At 71.5% G+C, this 22,439-nt stretch carries 23 protein-coding genes and 1 riboswitch; of the genes, 14 read left to right on the forward strand and 9 right to left on the reverse strand.

The genetic code is table 11. The annotated features are described in order from the left end of the window. Positions 1-19 precede the first annotated feature (19 nt). Complete coding sequence (locus tag ACZ69I_RS32735; RefSeq protein WP_470836280.1) at positions 20-2,296, reverse strand: chitinase C-terminal domain-containing protein; 2,277 nt, start codon at positions 2,294-2,296, stop codon at positions 20-22. Positions 2,297-2,624: 328 nt separating this feature from the next. Then, positions 2,625-2,755: riboswitch (FMN riboswitch) on the forward strand. Positions 2,756-2,968: 213 nt separating this feature from the next. On the opposite strand from ACZ69I_RS32735, the gene ribD reads away from it, so the two are divergent. The 10 genes from ribD (at position 2,969) to ACZ69I_RS32785 (ending at position 11,498) form a co-directional block, all read left to right on the forward strand. Continuing rightward, positions 2,969-4,027: a bifunctional diaminohydroxyphosphoribosylaminopyrimidine deaminase/5-amino-6-(5-phosphoribosylamino)uracil reductase RibD gene (gene ribD / locus ACZ69I_RS32740; protein WP_470836281.1), complete on the forward strand. Its 1,059-nt coding sequence runs from the start codon at positions 2,969-2,971 to the stop codon at positions 4,025-4,027. A gap of 1 nt (position 4,028) precedes the next feature. Continuing rightward, entirely contained in the window at positions 4,029-4,649 is a 621-nt protein-coding gene (locus ACZ69I_RS32745; protein WP_467679498.1) for a riboflavin synthase, read from the forward strand. A 74-nt stretch (positions 4,650-4,723) separates the two neighbouring features. After that, positions 4,724-5,311 carry a nicotinamide mononucleotide transporter family protein gene (locus ACZ69I_RS32750; RefSeq protein WP_467679665.1) on the forward strand — a complete coding sequence of 196 codons (588 nt, stop codon included), beginning with the start codon at positions 4,724-4,726 and terminating at the stop codon, positions 5,309-5,311. Then, positions 5,308-6,597 (forward strand): bifunctional 3,4-dihydroxy-2-butanone-4-phosphate synthase/GTP cyclohydrolase II, encoded by a 1,290-nt coding sequence (locus ACZ69I_RS32755; RefSeq protein WP_467679500.1) that lies wholly within the window; start codon positions 5,308-5,310, stop codon positions 6,595-6,597. The genes ACZ69I_RS32750 and ACZ69I_RS32755 overlap by 4 nt, the downstream gene beginning before the upstream one ends. A 36-nt stretch (positions 6,598-6,633) precedes the next feature. Further along, positions 6,634-7,119: a 6,7-dimethyl-8-ribityllumazine synthase gene (gene ribH / locus ACZ69I_RS32760; protein ID WP_389722182.1), complete on the forward strand. Its 486-nt coding sequence runs from the start codon at positions 6,634-6,636 to the stop codon at positions 7,117-7,119. Between the two features lie 35 nt (positions 7,120-7,154). Beyond that, positions 7,155-7,427: a phosphoribosyl-ATP diphosphatase gene (locus tag ACZ69I_RS32765; RefSeq protein WP_467679502.1), complete on the forward strand. Its 273-nt coding sequence runs from the start codon at positions 7,155-7,157 to the stop codon at positions 7,425-7,427. A gap of 56 nt (positions 7,428-7,483) precedes the next feature. Continuing rightward, positions 7,484-8,332, forward strand: coding sequence for an ATP phosphoribosyltransferase (hisG, locus tag ACZ69I_RS32770; protein WP_470836217.1), 849 nt, complete (start codon positions 7,484-7,486; stop codon positions 8,330-8,332). A gap of 31 nt (positions 8,333-8,363) precedes the next feature. Continuing rightward, positions 8,364-8,822: a PH domain-containing protein gene (locus ACZ69I_RS32775; RefSeq protein ID WP_470836219.1), complete on the forward strand. Its 459-nt coding sequence runs from the start codon at positions 8,364-8,366 to the stop codon at positions 8,820-8,822. A gap of 238 nt (positions 8,823-9,060) precedes the next feature. Continuing rightward, on the forward strand, positions 9,061-10,416 hold the full coding sequence (locus ACZ69I_RS32780) for a hemolysin family protein (protein WP_467679509.1): 1,356 nt from the start codon (positions 9,061-9,063) through the stop codon (positions 10,414-10,416). Continuing rightward, complete coding sequence (locus ACZ69I_RS32785) at positions 10,413-11,498, forward strand: hemolysin family protein (protein ID WP_467679511.1); 1,086 nt, start codon at positions 10,413-10,415, stop codon at positions 11,496-11,498. The genes ACZ69I_RS32780 and ACZ69I_RS32785 overlap by 4 nt, the downstream gene beginning before the upstream one ends. 40 nt (positions 11,499-11,538) lie before the next feature. On the opposite strand, the gene ACZ69I_RS32790 is transcribed toward ACZ69I_RS32785, so the two are convergent. Continuing rightward, positions 11,539-13,461 (reverse strand): AAA family ATPase, encoded by a 1,923-nt coding sequence (locus tag ACZ69I_RS32790; RefSeq protein ID WP_467679514.1) that lies wholly within the window; start codon positions 13,459-13,461, stop codon positions 11,539-11,541. Positions 13,462-13,918: 457 nt separating this feature from the next. Further along, on the reverse strand, positions 13,919-14,578 hold the full coding sequence (locus ACZ69I_RS32795) for a uridine kinase family protein (RefSeq protein ID WP_470836221.1): 660 nt from the start codon (positions 14,576-14,578) through the stop codon (positions 13,919-13,921). A 204-nt stretch (positions 14,579-14,782) separates the two neighbouring features. Between ACZ69I_RS32795 and ACZ69I_RS32800 the strand changes: the two genes are divergently transcribed. After that, positions 14,783-16,174: a C39 family peptidase gene (locus ACZ69I_RS32800; protein WP_470836222.1), complete on the forward strand. Its 1,392-nt coding sequence runs from the start codon at positions 14,783-14,785 to the stop codon at positions 16,172-16,174. Positions 16,175-16,260: 86 nt separating this feature from the next. Here the strand turns inward: ACZ69I_RS32800 and ACZ69I_RS32805 are convergent, their stop codons facing one another. After that, the gene (locus ACZ69I_RS32805) at positions 16,261-16,842 is read right to left on the reverse strand and encodes an MmyB family transcriptional regulator (RefSeq protein WP_470836223.1); all 582 of its coding nucleotides are present in this window, start codon (positions 16,840-16,842) and stop codon (positions 16,261-16,263) included. 264 nt (positions 16,843-17,106) lie between these two features. On the opposite strand from ACZ69I_RS32805, the gene ACZ69I_RS32810 reads away from it, so the two are divergent. Together ACZ69I_RS32810 and ACZ69I_RS32815 are read left to right on the forward strand one after the other, a co-directional pair. Continuing rightward, the gene (locus ACZ69I_RS32810; RefSeq protein ID WP_467679523.1) at positions 17,107-17,298 is read left to right on the forward strand and encodes a hypothetical protein; all 192 of its coding nucleotides are present in this window, start codon (positions 17,107-17,109) and stop codon (positions 17,296-17,298) included. After that, on the forward strand, positions 17,295-17,444 hold the full coding sequence (locus tag ACZ69I_RS32815; protein ID WP_470836225.1) for a hypothetical protein: 150 nt from the start codon (positions 17,295-17,297) through the stop codon (positions 17,442-17,444). Before ACZ69I_RS32810 ends, ACZ69I_RS32815 begins: the two co-directional genes overlap by 4 nt. Before the next feature lie 208 nt (positions 17,445-17,652). Here ACZ69I_RS32815 and ACZ69I_RS32820 read toward each other — a convergent pair whose 3' ends face one another. Both ACZ69I_RS32820 and ACZ69I_RS32825 read right to left on the reverse strand, forming a co-directional pair. Beyond that, positions 17,653-17,838: a CsbD family protein gene (locus ACZ69I_RS32820; protein WP_467679525.1), complete on the reverse strand. Its 186-nt coding sequence runs from the start codon at positions 17,836-17,838 to the stop codon at positions 17,653-17,655. 81 nt (positions 17,839-17,919) lie between these two features. After that, entirely contained in the window at positions 17,920-19,410 is a 1,491-nt protein-coding gene (locus ACZ69I_RS32825) for a M1 family metallopeptidase (protein WP_470836226.1), read from the reverse strand. 229 nt (positions 19,411-19,639) lie between these two features. Between ACZ69I_RS32825 and ACZ69I_RS32830 the strand changes: the two genes are divergently transcribed. Further along, complete coding sequence (locus tag ACZ69I_RS32830; RefSeq protein ID WP_389722209.1) at positions 19,640-19,786, forward strand: SCO1431 family membrane protein; 147 nt, start codon at positions 19,640-19,642, stop codon at positions 19,784-19,786. On the opposite strand, the gene ACZ69I_RS32835 is transcribed toward ACZ69I_RS32830, so the two are convergent. From ACZ69I_RS32835 to ACZ69I_RS32845, 3 genes are read right to left on the reverse strand one after another with little or no spacing between them, the layout of a single operon-like run. Beyond that, positions 19,764-20,684, reverse strand: a complete 921-nt coding sequence (locus ACZ69I_RS32835) for a hypothetical protein (RefSeq protein ID WP_470836228.1) — start codon at positions 20,682-20,684, stop codon at positions 19,764-19,766. The two genes, ACZ69I_RS32830 and ACZ69I_RS32835, sit on opposite strands and share 23 nt — an antisense overlap. A gap of 24 nt (positions 20,685-20,708) precedes the next feature. Further along, positions 20,709-21,710, reverse strand: a complete 1,002-nt coding sequence (locus ACZ69I_RS32840) for a DUF6114 domain-containing protein (protein WP_470836229.1) — start codon at positions 21,708-21,710, stop codon at positions 20,709-20,711. Beyond that, a complete protein-coding gene (locus tag ACZ69I_RS32845) occupies positions 21,701-22,222 on the reverse strand; it encodes a DUF6230 family protein (protein WP_470836282.1) in 522 nt (173 codons plus the stop codon). Before ACZ69I_RS32845 ends, ACZ69I_RS32840 begins: the two co-directional genes overlap by 10 nt. Positions 22,223-22,439 lie beyond the last annotated feature (217 nt).

Here is a 22,439-nt window from a genome sequence, read left to right on the forward strand (position 1 = left end):
GCGTGAGCACTCGTGACGCTCAGCAGGCGCCGAGATCCTGCCAGACGCCCCACGTGCCGCCCGCCCCGGGCTCCTCGCCCTTCGTCCACCACTTGGCCTTCCAGGTGTGCGACTTGTGGGCCACGGTCGTGCCGCTGCCGTACTCGGAGGTCGCGCTCCACGCGGGGGCGGTGCACTTGCCCGGTACCGGCGGGTCGGTCGGGTCCGGCGGGTCGGTCGGCCCCGTGCCGCCGCCCGGCTCGACGAGCGTGGTGCCGCGCGCCAGGTCACCGGCGAGGGCGTACGTCGTGCCGCTGATGTTCACCGTCCAGTTCCACGGCGTGGACACCGGCAGGTAGTAGTTGAAGGAGAGGTCCACGGAGGCGCCGGGCGCCAGGGGCTGCCAGGCGGGCAGCTTCAGCGAGACCCGGTGGAAGTCGCCCTTGAGACCGCCGGCGTTGCTGCCGGTGTGGTCGCTGCTGATCACCTTCGTACCGAAACCGGACTGGTCGGAGGCGTTGCCCGGAGCCGCGGTGGAGTAGTCGAACTGGAACTCCGTGCCGCCGGGCAGCGCCGTCTTCGTGTTGTTGGTGATCTTCACCTTGGGCGTGATCGGGTAGTTGGAGTCGCCCAGCTTGAAGTCCCCGAACTCCACACCGATGTCGACGGCCTTGGTGGGCAGTTCCTTGTTCGAGACCTTGGCGCCGTAGGGCTTGGCGGCCTTGAACTTGTCGTGCATCAGCGAGGTGAGCGTGTCGCCCATCTCGTACTGGCCCTTCGTGGCGTTCCAGCGGTAGTCGCCCGCCATCTCCCAGATCATCGTGCCGCCGATGCCCTTGTCGACGACGTAGTCGGCCTTCTTCGCCACCGACTCCTCGTCCTCCGTCGACAGGAAGACCTTCTTGTCGGCGTTCCACAGCCACGGCGCGACCAGCGAGGAGCTGTACTTGCGGGCGTAGGTGCCGGTCAGCTTGGTGTCCGCGGGGAAGCCGTACGCGGTGACGTAGTCGCCGACGATCCCCTTCTCCAGGTTCTTGGCGTGCCACATCGGGTTGGAGCCCGCGGGTGACTCCTTGCCGTTGTCGTCCTTGTCGTGCCAGAGGTTGTCGATGCCGACCGCGCCGTCACCGCACTTGGTCAGGCCGGACCCCGCCGGACAGCTGGTCGAGGCGGCCTTGCCCCACAGGCCGTCGGTGCCGCCCTGCACGTTCTTGAAGCCGCGGGTGTAGTACGGCAGGCCGATGTTGATGCGGCCCGCGGGCATCGAGCCGCGGAAGTAGTGGTAGGCCCAGTCGGTGTTCAGATAGCCGATGCCGCCGTACTGGGAGCTGCCGTAGACGTTGGCTGCCGCGAGCTCGGCGTCCTTGCCGTCGTCGAAGAGCGAGGCGTTGGGGCCGACGTACTCGTTCCAGGCGCCGTGCAGGTCGTAGGACATGATGTTGACGTAGTCCAGGTACTTCTGGACCTGGAAGGTCTCCATGCCGCGCAGCAGATAGCCGGAGGAGGGGGCCGCCACGGTCAGCATGTAGTGCTTGCCGTCGGCCGCGCCCGCCCTGTCGAGCTTCTGGCGCAGGGACTTCATCAGCGCCGCGTAGCCCTTGACGAGCCCGCCGCGGCGGGCGTTGGAGAGCGAGTAGTCCAGCGGGTTGCCCGCGTCCTTCATCGAGGTCGGGTACTCGTAGTCGACGTCGACGCCGTTGAAGCCGTACTTCTTGATGAAGGCGACCGCCGAGTCGGCGAACGTGTCGATGCCCGCCTGGTTCACCGAGCCGTCCGCGTTGGTGGCCATCGAGTAGAAGCCGCCGGAGTTCACGCGCTTGCCGTCGTCACCGAAGTAGCCGCCGGTCTCGGCCCAGCCGCCCACGGATATCAGCGTCTTGACGTCCGGGTGCTGCTTCTTGAACTTGTTGAGCAGGTTGAAGTGGCCCTTGTACGGCAGCGCCGGGTCCATCTCGGCGCCCGCGACGCCGGGCCACGTCATGCCGGTGGCGGCGTTCTTCTCGCCGTCCGAGCCGACGGAGAGCTTGTTGTCCTTGTCGACGTGCGCGAAGGCGTAGTTGATGTGGGTGATCTTGTCCCACGGGATGTCCTTGGCGAGGTAGGCGGGCTCGCCGTTCTTGCCGGTGCGCCAGCCGGTGAAGTAGCCGATGGTGCGGCGCTGGTGGTCGGCGCCCATCTTCTCGCGGCCGTCGCTGTCGTAGACGGAGCAGTAGGGGACGTTCACGCCGGGCGTCCGGTAGAGGCCGTCGGGGCGGCAGGACGCGTCGTCGGCGGCGGAGGCGGGCGAGGCGCCGCCGGAGACCAGGCCGAGCAGCATTCCGGCCACGGCGGCGCCGGACGCGAGCAGTGTCGGTCTCGCGCGGGTGAGGTGGGTGAGGGGCGGCAAGGGGGGCCTCCTGGGGACGGTGCGGACGTCGAACGGGGCGGAACGGCACAACCGGTGAAGATGTGATGCGTTCCGGGGCCCGGTGTGCGCACACCGTCGGCTCCGGCTCCTCTGAGGTGACGCAGAGATTAAGAGGACTAGACCAGTGCGTCAATAGGTCTGGACCAAGTTGGTTGAATGGTGATTCTGTGAGCCAGGCCACAGGTGTTCACCCGTATGGCCTTCGACCGGCCATGGCACACTGGCCTCGTACCAGAAGCAGCGCACTCCGGGGTCGGTGTAATTCCGAACCGGCGGTTACAGTCCGCGACCCGGCCGCCTCCAGCGGCCGGTTGACCAGGTGAAATTCCTGGACCGACGGTGAAAGTCCGGATGGGAGGCAGTGCGCGGCGGGCGGGCATCCTTGCACGCCGTCGTAGTTGGCTCGTTCCTGGCATTCCCAGGAGCGGTCCCGGGATTCTCCCGGGACGCATGTCCCTTCGGCGTCGGCGTTGCCACAGGTGTCGTCGCCCGTACGTTCTGTCGTCATCGACAGTGCCCCGGAGTCCGTGCCCGAAGAGGCAGGAGGACCCGGTGGCCACCGCCGCAGCCGAAGCGACCGCGATGCAGCGTGCCATCACGCTGGCCGCGCACGGACTCGGCTCCACCAGCCCCAACCCCGTCGTCGGCTGCGTCGTCCTCGACGCCGCGGACGAACGCGTCGGCGAGGGCTGGCACCAGCGCGCCGGCGGCCCGCACGCCGAGGTCAACGCCCTGCGCGAGGCCGGCGAGCGGGCCCGTGGCGGCACCGCCCTCGTCACCCTCGAACCGTGCAACCACACCGGCCGCACCGGCCCCTGCGCACAGGCACTCATCGACGCCGGGATCGCCCGCGTCGTCTACGCCGTCGGCGACCCGAACCCCACCGCGACCGGCGGCGCGCGGACCCTGCGGGCGGCCGGGATCTCCGTGGAGCAGGGCCTGCTCGAACCGGCCGCCGCCGAGGGGAACGCCGCCTGGCTGACCTCCGTACGGCTCGGCCGCCCCCACGTCACCTGGAAGTACGCCGCCACCCTCGACGGCCGCACCGCCGCCGCCGACGGCACGAGCCGCTGGATCACCTCCGCCGAGGCCCGCGCCGACGTGCACCGGCTGCGCGCCGAGTGCGACGCGGTCGTGGTCGGCTCCGGCACCCAGCGCGCGGACGACCCGCACCTCGCCGCGCGGGGCATCCAGGGTGCCGTCCAGCCGCTGCGGGTCGTCGTCGACACCTCCGGCACCGCCGTCGCGCCCGGGGCCCGCGTCCTGGACGACGCGGCGCCCACCCTGATCGCCGTCGCCGAGGACGTCACTCCCGCGTACGAAGGCGTGCCGACGGTCCGACTGCCGCGCGCCGCGGGCGGTCTGGACATCCCGGCCCTCCTCGCCGCGCTCCACGCGCGCGGCGTGCGGTCCGTCCTCCTCGAAGGCGGCCCGACGCTCGCCGGGGCCTTCGTCGCCGCGGGCACCGTCGACCGCGTCGTCGGCTACCTCGCCCCCGTGCTGCTCGGCGCGGGGCCCGCCGCCCTGACCGGCGGCGGAATCACGACCATCACCGAGGCGTTGCGGCTCGACGTGCGCGAGACCGCAGCCCTCGGCCCCGACCTGCGCATCACCGCGAACCTCGTAGCGAAGGAGCACTGACGTGTTCACCGGAATCGTCGAAGAGCTGGGCGAGATCACCGCCGTCGAGAACCTTCCCGACGCCTCCCGCTTCCGCCTGCGCGGCCCCGTGGTCACCGAGGGCGCGCGGCACGGTGACTCCATCGCCGTCAACGGCGTCTGTCTGACGGTCGTGGAGCACGAGGGCGACGAGTTCACCGCGGACGTGATGGCCGAGACCCTGAACCGCTCCAGCCTCGGCGCGCTCGCCGTCGGCTCCCGCGTCAACCTGGAGCGCCCCACCTCGGTCGGCGCGCGCCTGGGCGGACACATCGTGCAGGGCCACGTCGACGGAACCGGCGAGATCGTCGAGCGCAAGCCCTCCGAGAACTGGGAGATCGTCAAGATCTCGCTCCCCGCCGACCTGTCCCGCTACGTCGTCGAGAAGGGCTCCATCACCGTCGACGGCGTCAGCCTCACGGTCGTCGACGCGGGCCCCGACCACTTCACCATCAGCCTGATCCCCACCACCCTCGCGCTGACCACGCTCGGCATCAAGCAGCCCGGCGACCCGGTCAACCTCGAGGTCGACATCATCGCCAAGTACGTCGAGCGCCTGCTCGGCGACCGGGCCCTGCCGAGCAGCCAGGAGGCCATCCAGTGAACGGGCTCAACGGACTCAACTGGCTCAATTCCGAGGCCTTCACGGCCTTCGACCAGCACATCCTGTGGTCCGACATGATCGGCAACACCGTCGGCCTCATCGCCCTCGCGCTCGGCTGGCGGCGCTCGATATGGACCTGGCCCGCCCAGTTCCTCTCGGGCGTCATCCTCGTCGCCGCGTACGCCTCGGCGCAGCTGTCCGGCGGCGTCGGCAAGCAGCTCCTCGTCATCGGCGTCGCGGTGTGGGGCTGGCGGCAGTGGACGCGCGGCAGGCAGCAGGCGCAGGACGGCTCCATCGCCATCCGCTTCGCCACCTGGAAGGAGCGGGGCGTCCTGCTCGCGGGCACCGCGGTCGGCACGCTCGCGGTCGGCGCGCTGTTCAGCGCCGTCCCCGACCTGTCCTGGAACCCCTGGCCGGACGCCTACATCTTCGTCGGCACGCTCGCCGCGATGGTCGCCCAGGCCCGCGGGCTCGTCGAGTTCTGGTTCGCCTGGCTGCTCGTCGACGTGGTCGGCGTGCCGCTCGCCTTCAGCAGCGGCCTGGCCTTCTCCGGACTCGTGTACGTCGTCTATCTCGCCCTCGTCCTCTGGGGCCTGCGCGACTGGTGGCTGCGCTCCCGCACCGCCGCCTCGCAGCCCGTCATGGAAGGAGCCCCGGCATGAGTACGGCACCCGTTTGGTACGGCACAGGACCCGCCGAAGACCTGACGCTCGACCCGGTCGAGCAGGCCGTCCGCGACATCGCGGCGGGCCGCCCCGTCGTGGTCGTCGACGACGAGGACCGGGAGAACGAGGGCGACCTCGTCATCGCCGCCGAGAAGGCGACCCCCGAGATCGTCGCGTTCATGATGAGCGAGTGCCGGGGCCTGATCTGCGCCCCGATGGAGCCCCTCGAACTCGACCGGCTCCGCCTTCCGCAGATGGTCGAGCACAACACCGAGTCGATGAGCACGGCCTTCACCGTCTCCGTCGACGCGTCCGCCGCGCACGGCGTGAGCACCGGCATCTCCGCCGCCGACCGCGCCACCACGCTCCAGCTGCTCGCCGCGGGCGACGCGGTGGCGGACGACTTCGTGCGCCCCGGACACGTCTTCCCGCTGCGCGCCAAGCCCGGCGGCGTGCTCGTGCGCAACGGCCACACCGAGGCCGCCGTCGACCTCGCCCGGCTCGCGGGCCTGCGCCCCGCCGGGGCCATCGTGGAGATCGCCGGCGAGGACGGGAAGATGCTCCGCCTGCCCGAGCTGGTCCCCTTCGCCCGCAAGCACGGCCTGACGATCATCTCCATCGAGGACCTGATCGCCTACCGCCGCTCCTCGGAGCCCACCGTCCGCCGCGAGGCCGAGGTCAATCTGCCGACCGCGCACGGCACCTTCACCGCGTACGGCTACCGCTCCACCGTCGACGGCGTCGAGCACGTCGCCCTCGTCCACGGCGACCTCGGCGACGGCGAGGACGTCCTGGCCCGGCTGCACTCCGAGTGCCTGACCGGCGACGTCTTCCACTCCCTGCGCTGCGACTGCGGCCCACAGCTGGAAGCCTCCATGCGGCGCATCACCGCCGAGGGGCGCGGCGTCGTGGTCTACCTGCGCGGCCACGAGGGACGCGGCATCGGCCTGCTCTCCAAGCTGCGCGCCTACGAGCTCCAGGAGCGCGGCAGCGACACGCTCGACGCCAACCTGGAGCTCGGCCTGCCCGCCGACTCCCGGGACTACGGCGCGGGCGCGCAGATCCTGCGCGACCTCGGCGTGCGCGGCGTGCGGCTGATGACCAACAACCCCGACAAGACCGACGCGGTCCTGCGGCACGGCCTGAAGGTCACCGGGCGCGAGCCCATGCCCGTCGAGGCCGGCGAACACAATCTTCGGTACCTGCGCACCAAGCGGGACCGGATGGGGCACGACCTGCCCTGGCTGGACACCACTGAAGTGTCCGCCTGCGGCAACCAGTAACACCGAACACGGTCAGAGGATCTGAAGGAGAAGCACGTGAGCGGCAAGGGTGCACCCGAACTGAGCGTCAAGAACTGCGGCGACCTCCGGGTCGCGGTGATCGCCGCGCAGTGGCACGAGAAGGTCATGGACGGACTCGTCGACGGCGCCCTGCGCGCCCTGGGCGAACTCGGCATCAGCGAGCCGACCGTCCTTCGCGTGCCCGGCAGCTTCGAGCTGCCCGTCGTCGCCAAGGTCCTCGCGGGCCGCGGCTACGACGCGATCGTCGCGCTCGGCGTCGTCATCCGCGGCGGTACCCCGCACTTCGAGTACGTGTGCCAGGGCGTCACGCAGGGCCTCACCCAGGTCTCCGTCGACACCGGGGTTCCGATCGGTTTCGGCGTGCTGACCTGCGACACCGAGGAGCAGGCCCTGGACCGCGCGGGCATCGAGGGCTCCCGCGAGGACAAGGGCCACGAGGCGGTCACCGCCGCCGTGGCCACCGCCACCACGCTCCGTACCGTCTCCGAACCCTGGCGCTGAGGGGGATCGCCCGGCCGCGTAGAGTGGCGACCATCATGTCCAACAAGACTTTCGAGGGGCTCTTCTCCGAGCTCCAGCACAAGGCCGCCAACGGCGACCCCGCGACCTCCCGCACCGCCGAGCTGGTCGACAAGGGCGTCCATGCCATCGGCAAGAAGGTCGTAGAGGAGGCCGCCGAAGTCTGGATGGCCGCCGAGTACGAGGGCAAGGAAGCCGCCGCCGAGGAGATCTCGCAGCTCCTGTACCACGTGCAGGTGATGATGGTCGCCCGCGGCATCTCCCTCGACGACGTCTACGCCCACCTCTGAGCCGTACGTCCACCCACTCAGCCCGACCCACCCGTCACGCAAAGGAATCCCGCCTCATGCTGCGCATCGCCGTCCCCAACAAGGGTTCACTGTCCGGACCTGCGTCGGCGATGCTCCATGAGGCCGGATACCAGCAGCGCAAGGAGTCCAAGGAGCTCGTCCTCGTCGACCCCGACAACGAGGTCGAGTTCTTCTACCTGCGCCCCAAGGACATCGCGATCTACGTCGCGACCGGCCGCCTCGACATCGGCATCACCGGACAGGACCTGCTGATCGACTCCGGCGCCGACGCCGAGACGATCCTGCCGCTCGGCTTCGCCCGCTCCACCTTCCGCTTCGCCGCGAAGCCGGGCACGGCGAGCACCATCCAAGACCTCTCCGGCAAGACCGTCGCGACCTCCTACGAGGGCATCGTCGCCAAGCACCTCGCCGAGCAGGGCGTCGACGCCGCCGTCGTGCACCTGGACGGCGCCGTCGAGACCGCCATCGAGCTGGGCGTCGCCCAGGTCATCGCGGACGTCGTCGAGACCGGCACCTCCCTGCGCAACGCGGGCCTCGAGGTCTTCGGCGAGCCGATCATGAAGTCCGAGGCCGTCGTCATCCGGCGCACCGGCGCCGACACCGACGACCCGAAGGTGCAGCAGTTCCTGCGCCGCCTCCAGGGCGTCCTCGTCGCCAGGGCGTACGTGATGATGGACTACGACTGCCGCGCCGAGCACCTGGAGCAGGCCGTCGCCCTCACCCCGGGCCTGGAGTCGCCGACGATCTCCCCGCTGCACAACGAGGGCTGGGTGGCCGTCCGCTCCATGGTCCCCGCCAGGGAGGCCCAGCGGATCATGGACGACCTGTACGCCATCGGCGCGCGGGCCATCCTGACCACGGCCATCCACGCCTGCCGTCTCTGACCGGCCCCTGATCCGGCAGGAGCACCGCCGCATGCCTGAGAGTCCCGCCAGTCCCGCCCTTCCCGCCCTGCCCGTCACCTTCCGGCCGACGCAGACCCGGGCCGTCCTGCTCACCGCGGGCGTCGCGATCCTCGTGGTGATCACGGTGATCGCCTTCCTGCTGCCCGCGCTCAGCCCGGGGGAGCGGACCAGCTTCGTCTTCACCGGCGCGCTGCTCTTCGGCGTGCTCGCGCTGCTCAGCAGGCCCAAGGTGGTCGCCGACGAGTCCGGCGTGACCGTCGTCAACATCGCGACCAGCCGCCGACTGGCCTGGGCCGAGATCGTGCAGGTCAACCTCCGCCCCGGCGACCCCTGGGTGTTCCTGAACCTCAGCGACGGCACCAGCCTGCCCGCCCTGGGCATCCAGCCGGGCATCGCCAGGCAGCAGGCCGTCAGCGACGCCCGCGCCCTGCGCGCCCTCGCGGACGCCCGCGCGGCCCGCGAGGACTGACGGACCCACTCTCCGGGCCGAACCACCGAACAGGCCCTGGACGTTCCGCGGCCGGTCTTGATTAATCTGGTGGCGGGGCGCGCACGGTGCGCGCCCCGCTCCTGACGGGCCCGCCCGGCTCCCAGGGGCTCCTGCTACCCGAGGAGTGACTCCCTCCGGCGATGGACGGATCGTCCTGTAGTACCTGCGCCGCCCCCTCCCGACATACCGGGACCGGCACGACCGGAGAGGCGGCGGCATGACAGTGCCCCTGCTGCTTCTCGGGGCGGCATTCCTGCTGATCCTCGCGAACGGCTTCTTCGTGGCGGCCGAGTTCGGCCTCGTCACCGTGGAGCGGCCGGACGCGGAGAAGGCCGCGGCCGACGGCGACCGGCGTGCCCGTACGGTCGTCAACGCCCTCAAGGAGCTGTCCTTCCAGCTCTCCGGCACCCAGCTCGGCATCACCATCACCTCGCTCGTCGTCGGCATGCTCGCCGAACCGGCCCTCGCGCACCTGCTCGCGGGCCCGTTCAGGGCGGCCGGCGTCCCCGAGGGCGGTGTCGGCGGTGTCTCCGTGGTCGTCGGCATGCTGCTCGCGTCCGCCGTGCAGATGGTGGTCGGCGAGCTCGTGCCCAAGAACTGGGCGGTGTCCAGGCCGCTGCAGGTCGCGCGGTTCGTCGCGGGCCCGCAGCACGTGTTCGCGCGGCTCTTCCGGCCCGTGATCGCCCTCCTGAACAGCGTGGCCAACCGGTTGGTGCGCACTCTCGGCGTTGAACCCGCCGAGGAGCTCGCCTCGGCCCGCACCCCCGGCGAACTGGTCTCCCTGGCCCGGCACTCGGCCCAGGCCGGCGCCCTGGAGCAGGACACCGCCGACCTGTTCGTACGCACCCTCTCCCTCGGCGAGCTGACCGCGCAGCACGTCATGACGCCGCGCGTGAAGGTCAGCGCGCTGCAGTCATCGGCGACCGCCGAGGACGTGGTGAACCTGACCCGCGCCACCGGCCTGTCCCGCTTCCCGGTCTACGACGAGCGGATCGACGAGATCGTCGGCATGGTGCACCTCAAGGACGCCCTCGCGGTCGCCGCCCACCAGCGGCTCAGAACGCCCGTGCGCCGCATCGCGCGCTCCCCGCTGCTCGTCCCCGAGACGCTGCCCGTGCAGCCCCTCCTGGAGCGGCTGCGCAGCGAACAGCCGATGGCCGTCGTCGTCGACGAGTACGGCGGCACGGCGGGCGTCGTCACCCTGGAGGACATCGTCGAGGAACTCGTCGGCGAAGTCCGCGACGAGCACGACCACTTGGACCTGCCCGAGCTCTGCCCGGCGCCGGCCGAGGACAGCGGCCCCGCGTGGGACGCCGACGGCAGCTGCCGGGTCGACACGCTCCAGCGGATAGGACTCGACGTGCCCGAGGGCCCGTACGAGACCGTGGCGGGGCTCGTCGCCGATCTGCTCGGGCGCATCCCGGCCCCCGGCGACCGGGCCGAACTCCCGGGCTGGCGGCTCTCGGTGCGCCAGGTCGGCCACTACCGCGCGGAGCGGGTGCGGCTCGTCCGCGTCCAGGAGGCCGGTGCCGTCCGCAGCGGTGCGGGCACAGCCGTGGAGGTCCTGCGATGAGCCTGCTGCAACTCCTCTTCGCCGTCCTGCTCGTGCTCGCCAACGGCTTCTTCGTGGGGGCGGAGTTCGCGCTCGTGTCCGTGCGGCGCAGCCAGATCGAGCCGCTGGACTCCAAGCGGGCCCGCCAGGTCCTCTACGGCCTGGAACACCTGCCGCAGATGATGGCGGCCGCCCAGTTCGGCATCACCGTCTGCTCGTTGACGCTCGGCGCCGTCGCCGAGCCGACCGTCGCCCACCTCCTGGAGCCGGTCTTCGAGGCGGCCCGGCTGCCCGAGGGCATGATCCACCCGCTCGGCTACGTGATCGCGCTGGCCGTCGTCGTCTTCCTCCACCTCGTCATCGGCGAGATGGTCCCGAAGAACCTCGCGATGGCGGCCCCCGAGAAGACCGCCCTCTGGTTCAGCCCCGGCCTCGTCGCCTTCGCACGGCTGTGCCGTCCGGTGACCGTGGCGCTGGGTGCCTGCGCGCGGCTCGTCCTGCGGCTGTTCAAGGTGGAGCCCAAGGACGAGGTCGAGGCGGTGTTCACCAGCGTGCAGCTGGGCCGTCTCGTCGAGGACTCCGGCCAGGCGGGACTGCTCGACCCCGTCGAGCAGGAGCGTCTGGAGGACGCCCTGGAGCTGGGCTCGCGCCCCGTCACCGACGTCCTGCTCGACCGGGCGTCGCTGGTGACGGTGGGGCCCTCGGTGACCCCGGCCGGGGTCATAGAGCTCACCGGCCGCACCGGCTACTCCCGCTTCCCGGTCCGCGCGGAGAACGGCGCCTTCATGGGTTATCTCCACGTCAAGGACGTGCTGGACCTGGAGGAGACCGACCGGGCCGTGCCACAGCAGGTGTGGCGGCCGATGACCACGCTGCGGTCCGAACTGCCGCTGGACGACGCCCTGACCGTGATGCGCCACGCGGCGACGCACCTGGCGCAGGTCGCCGACGCGTCCGGCAAGGTGCTCGGTCTGGTCGCCCTTGAGGACGTCCTGGAGCTCCTGGTCGGCGAGGTCCGCGACCCGGCGCACCGGGTCACGGTGCCGAGGGCGCCGCAGGAGGGGAGCAGGGCCTCCGCGCGGACGGTCAGCCCGGTGGGCTGAACCGCGCACGGGCACCCCGGGCGGGCTCGCGGAGCCCGTGTCATGTCCCCGGGGTGTCCTGCGGTCCCCGCCCCGAGAGCACCTCGCCGTACGCCTGCATCAGGTCGGGCAGGCGCAGCGTCGACAGATCGGCGCGCCCCGGCTCGCCGGGATAGCCGGAGAGCCGCAGGTCGCGGTAGGCGCAGCTCTTCTCGTACAGGGTGCGCAGGAACCGGCCGTTGCCGAGCTCGTCGATCCAGGACTGGTCGACGACGTGCCCGCTGATGGAGCGCAGCTCCTCGATCGCCTCCTCGTCCCACACGTCCCCGTTGTCCGCGGCGAGGACCTCGCCGATGGCGGTGAGTTCGAGGGGGCGGTACGAGGGGAAGTCGACGCGGGTCGTGAAGCGCGAGGACAGGCCGGGGTTGGCGGCGAGCAGCCGGTCCATGCCCTCGGGGTAGCCCGCGAGGATCACGACGAGGTGGTCGCGGTTGTCCTCGGCGCGCTTGAGGAGGACCTGCAGCGCCTCGTCGCCGTACGCGTCGCCCTTGCCGTACCCGGAGTTGGAGAGCGAGTACGCCTCGTCGACGAAGAGGACCCCGCCGATGGCCGAGTCGATCAGTTCGTTGGCCTTCACGGCGGTCTGGCCGAGGTACTCCCCGACGAGGTCGGCGCGTTGCGCCTCCACCAGGTGGTCGCCGCCGAGCAGGCCGAGCGCGTAGAAGACCCGGCCGAGGATGCGGGCGACGGTGGTCTTGCCGGTGCCCGAGGGGCCGGAGAAGACGAAGTGTCGTTTCGGCGGCTGTACGGGAAGGCCCTGGGCGGCGCGCAGGCGCGCCATGTTCAGCTGGGCGGAGAGCGCCTTGACCTGGCGTTTGACCGGTTCCATGCCCACCATGCCCTCCAGTTCGGAGAGCGCGGCCTCCAGCAGCGCGGGGTCGGTGGGCCCCGGCGGCAGCTGCGTCGGACCGGCCTTGACCGGGATGATCGCCTTCTCGCGGACGGCGTCCGTCCCGGTGGGGCCGGTGGAACCGGAACCGGAAACGGAACCCGCGTCGGTGGCCGAAGGGGCGCCGACGGTGGGCAGTTCGGGGCCGGTGACCTTCACGTCACGCCCCTCCGTGCCGAACAGCGTGTCGATGCCGTCGGGCCCCTCCAGCACGTCCTGGCCCGCCCCGGTCAGGCTGATCGCGGCGGCGAGGTCGGCCGCCTCGTCGTACCCGTCGCCCTCGGCGATCGCCGCGAGCCGTGCCGAGGTGTCCATGAACGCGGCATCGACCCGGTGCACCGCGCGGTACAGCGGCAGGGCGGCGGCCGAGCGTCCTGTGCCCTCGTGGGCGCGGGCCAGCCAGTAGCGCAGCTCCTTGCGCTGCGGCTGCTCGCTGCGGCAGCGCATCAGGGCGGCGGACAGGAGCGGCTCGGCCTGGCCGTACGTCTCCAGGCGCACCCGCGCCATGCCGCCGAAGAGCCCGGCCTCGATGCCCAGCATCGGGTCGTCGATCAGCGGATCGGTGTGGCGCACCAACTGCTCCCAGTCCTTGACCAGGTAGGAGCGGCAGGCGTGCAGGAAGCGCACCTGCGGGTCCGCGTCGACGGGCGGCAGGCCCGCCAACGCCCGGTCGAGCTCGGGGACATGGCGGCCGTCGAGCCAGTGCGAGGCGTGCGCGAGCAGCAGGTCGCGGGTGCTCTCCAGGACGGGCTGCACCCACCAGCCCAGCCAGTACCAGGAGTTGAGGGCGCGCGCGTGGCGGGTGCGCTGTTCCCCGAAGCGGTCGCGGTGCTGGAACATCCGCAGCAGCGCCGTCGTCGTGTCGATGCGCAGGGCGTGCAGCCCGAGCCAGCCGTCGGCCATCCCGGGATCCATCCGTACCGCCGTCCGGAATTCCTCCTCCGCCTGCGGATAGGCGCCCATCGTGTAGGCGTCGACGCCCCGCAGCCAGGCGAGGTCGGCCGGGGCGGGTGAGCCCACCGCGTCGAAGTCCATCAGGTCCCCCACAAACCGTGCCCCCGTTTGCGTACCGCCGGACCTGTGCCCGCCGGCGACTGCGCTGAACCACTGCGCTGAACCACTGTGCTGCGGACGGGAGTTGCCTCGATGCGCAGAGCAGCCGTCCGAAAAGGCGCATCGATACGCATCGTACCTGCGGGGGAGCGGTCGGCCGTAGGGTGCCGCACCGGCGGATCGGCCGGAAAGGGCCGTCGGGGAGTCGATCGTATGGTGACCGACGGTGAGCGAATGTTGGCTCGCGGCGGCCGGAAATCGACCGCTGAGGGCAGAACGAAGCCCCCGATCACGGGGGAACAACCGGGGGCTTCGTGTCTGCGGGCGGTCCGTTAAGACCGCACATTCAGAACGTAAGTCCTGTAAGGGCCCTGGGTCAAGCAGAGTTGAGGCACTCGCAAAAACTCGTGGGGTCGTACGGAAGCGGGCTTGCGAAGGTTCAGCGGACCGCCGATGGGTCATCACTCTGGGTGACACCTTGGGTGGCTGAGGGTGCCCCACTGGGCCCGGTAATCACTTGGTATCCCTCTGGGCACTGTCGTACCAAGAGGTCGGCGAAGGGCCGGGAGGGGTCCTCGGTGAAGTGCCGGCGTTCCGCGGGCTCCCAGCCGTCCCAGAAGTCACTCTGGACGGATCCGTCCCGTCGGCGCCCCCGCTGCCACGCCTCCTCACGCGGCACGTCCATCCAGAGCACCGCCGCGAGGTGCGGGCGCAGCGCCCGGCGGCCCGCCCCGACGCCCTCGACGAGCACCACGGGCGCGGGCGGCAGAGGGGTGTCGGCGGGTCCGAAGCGGCGCTCGTGCCAGTCGTACGTCGCGTAGCGCGCCGTCGTGCCGCGCGAGAGCGGTCCGATGACCTCCCGCCGCAGCCGCTCCGTCCAGCCGAACAGCTCGGCGTGACTGGCGATGTCGTCGAGCCGCAGGACGGGCGCGCCGCCCGCCGCCTCGGCGAGCCGCCGGGCGAACGTCGACTTGCCCGAGCCCGCGTGCCCGTCCACCGCGACCAGCCGGACGGGTCCGCACGAGGGCGGCAGCCGGCGCAGCGCGTCGGCGAGGCGGGGGAGCGCGGGGGGCGGGGCGTGCGGCTGCTGTCCGGTCATCACCGGCAAGGGTACGACCGCGGAAGGATGTGTTCCGCGCGCCGTCGCAGGTCATGCCATTGGTTGAGGCCAATATTGGTGCGTACGGCAGTGTCCGGACCGCTGGCAGAAGTCGGCCGGTAACCGCCATAGTTGGCCCACTTCCGTGCACCTGACCCGACCTTCCGGATCCCGCCGGAAACCACGTCGACTGGGGGTCCCTCCATGGACCGAGCAGGCAGAACCGACCGTACCGACGACATCTCCCGCAGATCCGTCCTGGCCACGGCCGCCGCCGTGACCGCCCTCGCGGCGACCGCCGCTCCCGCCCTGGCCGCCGGGGCCGCGGCCGACCGGGAGAGCGCCCCGCGCGCGGACCGCCCGGTGGACAACCGCTTCTGGGTCTCGCTCAAGGACTGGCGCACCGGCACCCCCGAGGGCACCGCCCTCGTCACCGGCGCCCGCCCCGGCCTGCGGATCAAGAAGCCCGCGGGCCGCACCGAGTACACCGACCCGCACACCGGCAGGACGGCCACCTGGGAGTACGCCCGGTGGACCTCGCCCGTGCACCGCTGCGCCGTCCCCGCCACGGAGCTCATCGCGTCCTGGAACGCCGACACGCCGCCGGGCACCTGGCTCCAGGTCGAGCTGTGCGGCACGTACGCCGACGGGACGAAGAGCCCCTGGTACGTGATGGGCTGCTGGACCTCGGGCGACGACAAGGAGACCGACATCCGGCGGACCTCCGTCGACGACCAGACCGACGGCAAGTCGACGGTCTGGACGGACACGCTCTCCGTGGACGACGCGGCCGCGGGCCCGCGGGTCGTCTCCTACCGGCTGCGCCTGACGCTCCACCGGAGACCGGGCGCCACCGCGACCCCCACGGTGTGGCGCCTCGGCGCGATGGCGTCGGCCGTCCCCGACCGCTTCACGGTGCCCGCGACGGAGCCGGGCCCCGCCGGGGAGCTGAAGGTCCCGCGCTATTCGCAGGAGATCCACGCGGGCCAGTACCCGGAGTACGACAACGGCGGCGAGGCGTGGTGCAGCCCGACGTCTTCGCAGATGATCATCGAGTACTGGGGCCGCGGGCCGACGCCCGAGGAGCTGGCGTGGGTCGACCCGTCGTACGCCGACCCGCAGGTGTGCCACGCGGCCCGGCGTACGTTCGACTACCAGTACGACGGCTGCGGCAACTGGCCCTTCAACGCCGCGTACGCGGCGACGTACAAGGACCTCCAGGGTGTCGTCACCCGGCTCGCCTCGCTCACGGAGCTGGAGTCGCTGATCGCCGCGGGCATCCCGGCCATAACGTCCCAGTCGTTCCTCAAGGAGGAGCTGACGGGCGCGGGCTACGGCACGGCGGGCCATCTGATGACGGTCGTCGGCTTCACGGCGGACGGCGACGTGATCGCCAACGACCCGGCGTCGCCGAGCGACGCGGCGGTGCGACGCGTCTACCGGCGGCGTGAGTGGGAGAACATCTGGCTGAGAACGAAGCGCCTCAACGCCTCGGGCAAGGTCGTGTCGGGCACCGGTGGCGTCTGTTACCTGTACTTCCCGGCGAAACCGTCCGGGCGCCAGCGCGCCGCGCTGGCCGCCGTCGGGGTGCGCTGAGCGCGGTCGGGACATGACGCAGGCGCTGAGCGCCGTTGCACGGAAGGCGCCCGCTCCCGCGCGCAGACGGGCGCCTTCCGCGCGGTTCAGCGGGCGCCGGGGCCGTAGCCGGGCCGGGCCACCGCGCGCTTGCGGACGGAGTCCGTGCTCAGCGGCGGTGGCTGGTGGGGGCGGGTCGGGCCCTGCCGGTACTGCATCATCACGAACTGGGAGGCGATCTCCGGGAGCGGGGCGGCAGCGGTCGCGATCACCCAGCCCGGCCCCTTGACGGCGTGGTTGATCTGCCGCACGGCTCCGTCGGGGTGCAGGGCGTGGGACGACACGGTCGCCAGGTAGATGGGCCCCGCGAGGGGATGGCAGCGGACCTCGTGGGCCAGATTGATCAGCGCGGGATCGGCCGGGTGGTTCGTGACCGCGCGTCTGACGGCCGGACAGGCCCCTCGTGCCCAGTCCTCGGCCCAGTTCAGCAGCGTCCCCTCACGGGCCTCGTCGTCGAGGAGCATCCACCGCATGAGGTTGGTCGGTGTCCGGCCGCCGGGGAAGAGGGCCTTGAACTCGGCGTTGTAGACGACGATGTCCCAGTGGTCGTCGACGATGTACGCCATCGCGCCCGTGACCCCTTCGACGACCGTCTGCCAGGCCGCGTGCAGGGGTGTCCGGCCTCCCAAGTCCTGTCTGTCCAACCGCACTTGTCTGCGCCTCTCACGTCATGTCGTCGGCAGTTCGGCATCACTGCGACAGGGTAGGGCGGCCCGCCGTCCGGGGGAGCGAGGACCCGTCGGAGCCCGGCCAGGCCCGAGCGGAACACGAGTGGAACCCGACGGCTCGGCCGCTTTCCGGGACCAATACCCGCATTTCGCGCACCCTGTCGGCAGGTGCCGCGTTCTACGGTCACGTCAGACCTGATCACCGAATGCGGGGACCTTATGGATGTGCAGCAAACCCCAGCCCTGTCGGAACTGAGCGATCTCCAGCGCCGCGGCCGCGCGTGCGTCTCCTGCGGGGTCGCCCTGGACAACGCCACCGCCGTCGATCTCGGCAGCCGGCCGGACGTGGCCGTCGACCACCGCGCCGACCTGTTCCCCCGTGCCTGCCCGAGCTGTGCCGCGGGGGGAGTGTCGTGACGCTCGCGAGGGTCGCCGAGAGGCAGGGCAGGCTCCTGGACCACCTCGACCGGTGCGACTCCTGCCGGCGCCTCGCGTACTGCCCCCAGGGCAGGCGGCTCCAGCAGCTGGTGCGGGAGGCCCGTGATGCTCTGCGCCCGGTGTGATCAGCCCATCCGGCCGGGCCAGCCGTACACCACCCACGACATCCACGGCGCGTCGGCGGGCGGTGCCACCGTCCGCCTCCACGTGGCCTGTCCGGGCGCGGGAGGCGTCAGGGGCGTCGGGGCGCGCAGGTGACGCCGTCTCCCCCCGGGGACGCCGGTGACACACGTGTGCCCGCCCTCCCGCGCGGGAGAGCGGGCACACGTGAGGTCAGCGGTCCTCGCGGAAGGAGTCGCGCATGCCCTCGGCCTTGTCGCGCATGTCGTCCGCGGCGTCCTTGGCCTTGCCCTTGGCCTTGTCGGTCTTGCCCTCGGCTGCCATCCGGTCGTTTCCGGTGGCCTTGCCCATCATCTCTTTGGCCTTGCCCTTTGCCTTGTCCATGGCGTTGTCGCCCATGACGGCTCCTCTGGTCGGGGATGCCCCCACGCTATGAGATGCGGAGAAGTAGCGCATTTCGGGCCCCGCCGTCACCGCGGGTCACCTGGCCGGGTCCACCACCCAGTCCGGGTGGCCCGGCATCGGCGGCGTCCTGTCGCCGTACAGCCACGGGTGGAGGAAGCCCTCCAGGTCCTGGCCCGCGACCTTCGACGCCAGCTCGACGAACTGCCGGGTGCTCGCCGTGCGGCCCTTGAAGCCGCTCACCCAGGCGCGCTCGATCTTCCGGAACGTGGCGTCGCCGACCTGCTCGCGCAGCGCGTACAGGACCAGGGCCGAGCCGTCGTACCGCATGCGCTTGAAGAGGTTCGGCTCGGTCGGCTCCGCGGGGGCGCCGTAGTCCCTGCGCCACTGGTCGTGGGCCTGGTAGGCGGTCTTCATGGCCGCCTCGAAGCTGTCCCCGCCGTGCTGCTCGGAGTACTCCCGCTCGTAGAAGCGCGCGTGCCCCTCGCTCAGCCACAGGTCGGACCAGCTCTTGAGGGCCACGCTGTCGCCGAACCACTGGTGGGTCAGCTCGTGCACCAGGTTCCGCTCGGCGTCGACCCGGGTGCCGAGCAGGTCCGCCTTCGGGACGAGCGAGAGGGTCTGGGTCTCCAGGGCCACGCCGAGATCGGTGTCGCCGACCAGGACGCCGTAGCGGTCGAAGGGGTAGGGGCCGAGCTTCTCCTCCAGCCACTTCAGGTGGTCCGGGGTGAGCGCCCGGTACGCGGCCGTCGGCTCGACCAGCGAGTCCGGGACGACGTCGCGCAGCGGGAGGCCGCCGGGCCCCTCGCCGTCGATCAGCCGGAACTTGCCGATGGCGAGCTGCACGAGCTGGGTGGAGAGCGGCTGTTCGGAGTCGTACGTCCAGCGCACCCGTCCGCCGGGGCGCTCGGTGCGCGAGACCAGCCTGCCGTTGGCGACGGCCGTGCGGTCGCCCGGCGTGGTGATCCGGAAGGTGATCGGCGCCCGCCTGCTCGGATGGTCGTCGGCGGGGAAGATCAGCCGGGCGCCGTTCGGCTGCGGATAGACCACCGTGCCGTCGGGCGTAGGGATCCAGCCGTAGTCCTCGATCGCGTCGTCGCGGTGCCGGGTCTGCGTCGGGTCGGCGGTGTACGTGACCTTGACCGTGAAGGAACTGCCCCTGTCTATGGGGGACTTGGGGGTGACCGTCAGCTCGTCTCCGGCGCGGGAGGTGAGCGCCTCGGAGCCGTTCACGGTGACGGTGTGCAGGGTGTTGCCGCCGAAGTCCAGATTGAAGCGCGAGAGCGCCTGCGTGGACCTGGCCTTGATCGTCGTCGTCGCCTCGAACGGGGTCCTGGGCGCCTGCCAGTCGAAGTCCAGGTAGTAGCGGTCCACCTGGTACCCGCCGTTCCCGTCCAGCGGGAACATCGGGTCGCCGAGACCGGGGGCGCCCGGCGACGGCTTCTCGGCGGTGGCCGGTGCGGCCTGCGAGACGGGTGCGGTGAGGGCCGCCGCCGCGGTGATCGCGGCCGCGAGGGCGAGCCGCGCTCTGCGGCGCGGGCGGGGCGACGTCGTCCGGTTCGTGCTCATCGGGAACCTCTCGGTCGTACGGTGCACGGGCGAACGGACGGGGGCAGCCTGCACACCCCGCCGTCCGTATGTAGACGCGCGGCACCGGGCCCGAGTTGTGGGGTGACCAAGGTCTCCCCCGCGCGGGCCGCTTCTGCTGGCATGGTGGAGAGGGATCCCGTCCGGTGTGTGCACGCGAGGGGATCGTCCGGGGGGACGTCACCTGTCAGACGAACGTCAGCGAGAAGACATGACTGCGACCTCTGCCACCGCCGTCCGCGCCAAGGCCCGCACCGGCGGCCCCGAGGAGGACGGGCACAAGATCCTGGAGCACCTCGCGGGCTGGACCCTCGTCGTCGTGCTCGCGATGCTCGTCACCCAGACCGGCCTGATGTGACGCCGCTCTCCTGATCGCCGGGGCGGCCGGACTCCACCAGGCCCGCCCGCCAGTGCCGCGCAGGCACCCCCACGAGTCCGTACAGCCACCGCACCGGAGAGCGCCGGTGCAGCAGCGTCACGCCGGCCGCCATCGCGAACAGCGGGAGCCCGACCCAGCCGCCGGTCAGGCGCACCAGGACGCTGGCGAGGAGCGCGCCCACGAAGGGCAGCCCGTAGACCCCGGCCGCCGCGATGGCGACGGCGAGGAGCCTCGGCACCTTGCGCTCCTCGTCGGCGCCCGGCAGTGACCAGCCCTCCATGAGCCAGCCGATCTCGGTCACCAGCATGGTTCCGATCACCGCCGCCCCGAAGAGCAGCAGCGCCAGGAACGTTCCGGACGTCAGGAAGTCCAGTACGTGATTGACGACGCTGTCCCGCGGCCAGTCGGCGAAGTCCCCGGCCCCGGACGACAGGAAGCGCTCGTACCCGCTGCCGTCCCAGCCGTGGATCAGCGTCCCGAACAGCAGGAAGTACCCGCCGACGCAGTTCAGGTACGCCCAGTAGCCCGCGCCCACGAGCACCAGGGCCTGTGCCACGAGGAATCCGAGGATCGCGGCCACCGGGAGCCCGCCCGCGTAGAACAGCACGAACCCCGCCCACACGTCGTCGTGCCCGTCGGCCACGTGCATGGTCGCCCAGGACGGGTTCTGCCACAGCAGGAAGAGCCCGGTCGGCACCAGCAGGACGGCGGCGAAGAGCCCCGTGAGGGCGAGATAGGGGTTGGCGGCCCGGCTGCGCGTGCGCGGCCCCTCGCCCGCGTTGATCCGCTCCCACACCTGCAGCTGCCGCCCGGCCGAGACGGCGAACGTGGCGCCGATCGCGTACGCCCAGAAGAGGGCGGCCTGGATCTGGATCATGCCGGGTCCCTCATGCCGTGTCCCTCATGCCGAGGCCTTCAGGGTGAGTCCGCCCGCCACGATCGAGTCCGAGGTGACCAGCGCCTGTTCCGCGCTCACGTCCGTCATGAAGACGAACGGCGGCACGACGGGCGGCACCGGCAGCGTGTCGGGCGTGAAGGTGAGGCAGAGGATGCCCTCCAGGCACCCCTTGAACTTGGTCAGGTAGAGCGTGACCCGACCGCTCAGGTCCAGCGTGTCGGCGCCCAGGGCGAGTTCCTCGCGCCCGTCGCGCGTCCTGAGCCGGTAGTCGGTGAGCGAGGCCGCCTTCATGCGAAGCACCATGACCTTCAACGGGCCGTCCACGGTGGGGATCTCGCGGACGCCCGCCAGGATGAAGCCCTGCGGCGCGAAGAGCGTCGTGGTGATGGTCGGCGGGACGCGCGTCGCCACGATCGCCTCCGACGCGGCCGCCTTCGCCTGCGCCGGGGCCGCCCGCGCCGGGCTCCCGTGCACCACGAGCCCGGCGACGATCGCCACCGGCAGCAGCACGCCGAGCGTCCGGGTGCCCTGCCCGTCCCGCACCTTGGGACGCGCCGGGTCCTCCTCGGCGTCGCTCGGCACCGGCGTCCACCCGAACCCCATGGCGCTGCCCGCGATCCCGAGCAGCATGCCGACCAGGAACCCGCCGAGGTTGGTCGCCGCGAACGAGAGCACCGAGAGGATCAGGGCGTTGACGCTCACGTAGTGGTGCGCGTGCGGCAGCAGCCACAGGAAGAGTCCCGCCACGACGAGGGCGATCCCGATGCCGAGCGCCGCGATCCCGCCGAGCCCCAGGCTGACCAGGACGGTCAGCGGGGAGAGCGGGGTCAGGACCAGCTCGGCGCCGCCGAGGATCAGCAGCAGCCCGCCCCAGAAGGGCCGGGTGCGCCGCCACCTGCGGACCACCCGGCGCTGCTCGGGCCACGGCAGCCGCCGGTCGAGCCGGCCGCCGCCGTCGGTGCGGAAGGGCCTGACCCCGCCTCTGCCGCCGCCGGTCAGAAGCACTTCTTGCCGCCGAGGCTGACGTCGACCCGCATGCCCTTGAGCCGGAAGTTGCCCCCCGTCGCCGACCAGGCGTGCGACTTCACCCCGGCGACCTCGATGTCCCCGGCCTGCAGCCCGAACTTGCCCTTCTCGCCCTTGACCCCGGGCACCTCGTCGAGCGTCGAGGCGTCCCGGCCGATCTCGGCGGTACCGAAGCGGGCGTCGCCCACCAGGTCCTCGCCGTCGATGACGAGGTTGCTGGCCGTGACGTTTCCGGCGTCGCCGCCCGCGGTCAGCTTGAAGACGACGTTGCCGACCGGGGTCTTCACCTCGGCGGCCTGGCAGATGTCGGTGAGGGTGGCGTCGCCGATCCCGAGGAGCGCCACGGGGTGCCCCTTGCCGTCGACGTCCCGGTCCGTCTGCACGTACGACGACAGGCCTTCGCTGGTCAGTTTGCCGGACGACACCTGGAAGCTGGTGCCGGAGACGGCGAAGGACGCGGCGAGCGCGCCCTCGGCCATCACGGAGGCCATGACGCCGACGGCCAGGACGGCCGGCAGGGCCACCACGGCTGTCTTCTTCCAGGATGTCCTGCCCTCGGGCAACGCGCTGCGTGCTGCGCCCACTGTCTTCCTCCCGTACGTCAATTCGCGGTGCGTGGCGTGCGTAAGGGGAGTGCGTGAAGCGCCGTCGGGAGCCGGCCGGCAGGAGGCACTGGTCTGCCATACTGCGGACATCCCGAGGCAGTTG

Source organism: Streptomyces sp. NPDC036815 (assembly GCF_055609205.1).